Origin of the sequence: Sphingomonas sp., assembly GCF_040398505.1 — a bacterium.
Taxonomy (GTDB): Bacteria; Pseudomonadota; Alphaproteobacteria; order Sphingomonadales; family Sphingomonadaceae; genus Sphingomonas.
Genome location: NZ_JBBATX010000195.1, coordinates 1 through 1,783, shown reverse-complemented (window position 1 = coordinate 1,783; position 1,783 = coordinate 1). Strand labels below are relative to the sequence as shown.

Below are 1,783 nucleotides of genomic sequence, written 5' to 3'. Positions count from 1 at the left end.
TTACCGGCACCGCCGTCGAGAAGGTTGTTGCCCGCACCGCCTTCAAGATAGTCATTGCCAGCGCCGCCCAAGAGCGTGTCGTTGCCGTCGCCGCCGTACAGCGTGTCGTTACCGGCACCGCCGTCGAGAAGGTTGTTGCCCGCACCGCCTTCAAGATAGTCATTGCCAGCGCCGCCCAAGAGCGTGTCGTTGCCGTCGCCGCCGTACAGCGTGTCGTTGCCGTCGCCGCCGTCGAGGCTGTCGTTGCCCGTACCGCCGTCGAGGTAGTCATCGCCAGTGCCGCCTAACAGCACATCGTTGCCGTCGCCGCCGTACAGCGTGTCATTGCCAGCACCGCCGTCAAGGGTGTCGTTGCCGCTACCCGCCTGAGAAATCGTGTCGTTAAGATCGCCACCGTAAAGAACGTCGTTACCGTCGCCGCCAAAAATGCTATCATCGCCAGCCAGACCACTCAGTGTGTCGTTTCCGCCGTAACCATACATCGTGTCAGCAAATACTGAACCAACGAGGGTTTCGTCATTGCTCGTGCCGAAAACGTCTGCCACCCTGATTCTCCCGTTATATTACGACGTCTATTGCTTAATCCGATCGTTTCGGCAAGATGAATTCCTCATGGTGACCGTACTCGTAATTACCCACTCCCTTGTCAAACCGGGCAGTCCGTGATTCATCTTGTTCATGAAACGTGAGGAACTCGAGGGGCTTACGAAGCCTGAGTTGATCGATCTGGTTCTTGGGATGCAGCGCCCGGACAAGACGTCGCGCACCTCTTCGAAGCCACCATCGACGGACAGGAAGGCAAAGCGGGAAAGTTCGCGGCCCGGCGGCGCCAAGCTCGGTCATAAGGGGTACGCCCGCGTACTGGCTGAAGTGCCCGATGCTCGCGAAGACCATCGCCCCGGCGCATTGTGACCACTGCGGTCTGGCGTTTGCCGAGGATGCGTCCTGCGCGGTGATCGGGGAGTATGACGAGATCGACCTGCCCGAGATCAAGCCTCTGGTCAGACGGCACCGGCGGCTGAAATGCCGTTGTACCAACTGCGGCAAGACGTCGGCGGCGCCCTTGCCGGCGGCAGCGCAAGGCACGCCGTTCGGGCACAGGATCCACGCGCTGGCGCTTTATCTCAAATCGAACCAGCTATTTTCCTATGAACGGCCGCAAGCCGCGCTTGCCGATCTGTTCGGCCTGCAACTCAGCCAGGGCGCGCTGATGAACATGTTCAAACGCACCGCACCGGTCTTTGCCGCGGGACGCGACGATGCCCTGGCGGCCTTGCGCGGCGCCGAAGTTGTCGCCTGTGACGAGACGGGCATGCGGATCGAGGGATGCAATGCGTATCAGTGGGTGTTTTGTTCGAGCAAGGCCGTCGTCCATACCGCCGCGTTCAGCCGCGCCGCTCAGGTTGTGCACGACACGATGGCCGGACATACACCCGACGTATGGATATCGGATCGCTACTCTGCCCAGCAAGGGCATGGCCAGCGTCACCAGACGTGCCTTGCTCATCTCGATCGCAAGGCGCGCTTCGTCGCCGAGAATGGCAGCGATTGGATCGGGATGCGGGTCCAGTTCTGGTTTGATCGCGCCTTCAGGCTCGCCCGTGACATCGCCGCACTCGCCGCCGCTACGGTGAAAAACCGAAGGCGCGCGCTGATGCGTACGCCTCCGATAGCGGCCGCCTTGCCCGTGGGGTGATGGTCCGGTCTTAAGCCTACTCTTGAGAGCGAGCTTATACCAAGTCGCGGTGATCATGACCCATGTGCCCATTGGCGTGTTCCGATG

General features: G+C 61.1%; 2 protein-coding genes. One reads left to right on the top strand and one right to left on the bottom strand.

All coding sequences use genetic code 11. From position 1 onward, the window contains the following. Nucleotides 1–545 (bottom strand): calcium-binding protein (locus tag ABWP09_RS14320; RefSeq protein ID WP_353205791.1); only part of this gene is annotated, 545 nt, incomplete at its 3' end. 188 nt (nucleotides 546–733) lie between these two features. Between ABWP09_RS14320 and ABWP09_RS14315 the strand changes: the two genes are divergently transcribed. Further along, the gene (locus ABWP09_RS14315) at nucleotides 734–1,696 is read left to right on the top strand and encodes an IS66 family transposase (RefSeq protein WP_353205790.1); all 963 of its coding nucleotides are present in this window, start codon (nucleotides 734–736) and stop codon (nucleotides 1,694–1,696) included. Nucleotides 1,697–1,783 lie beyond the last annotated feature (87 nt).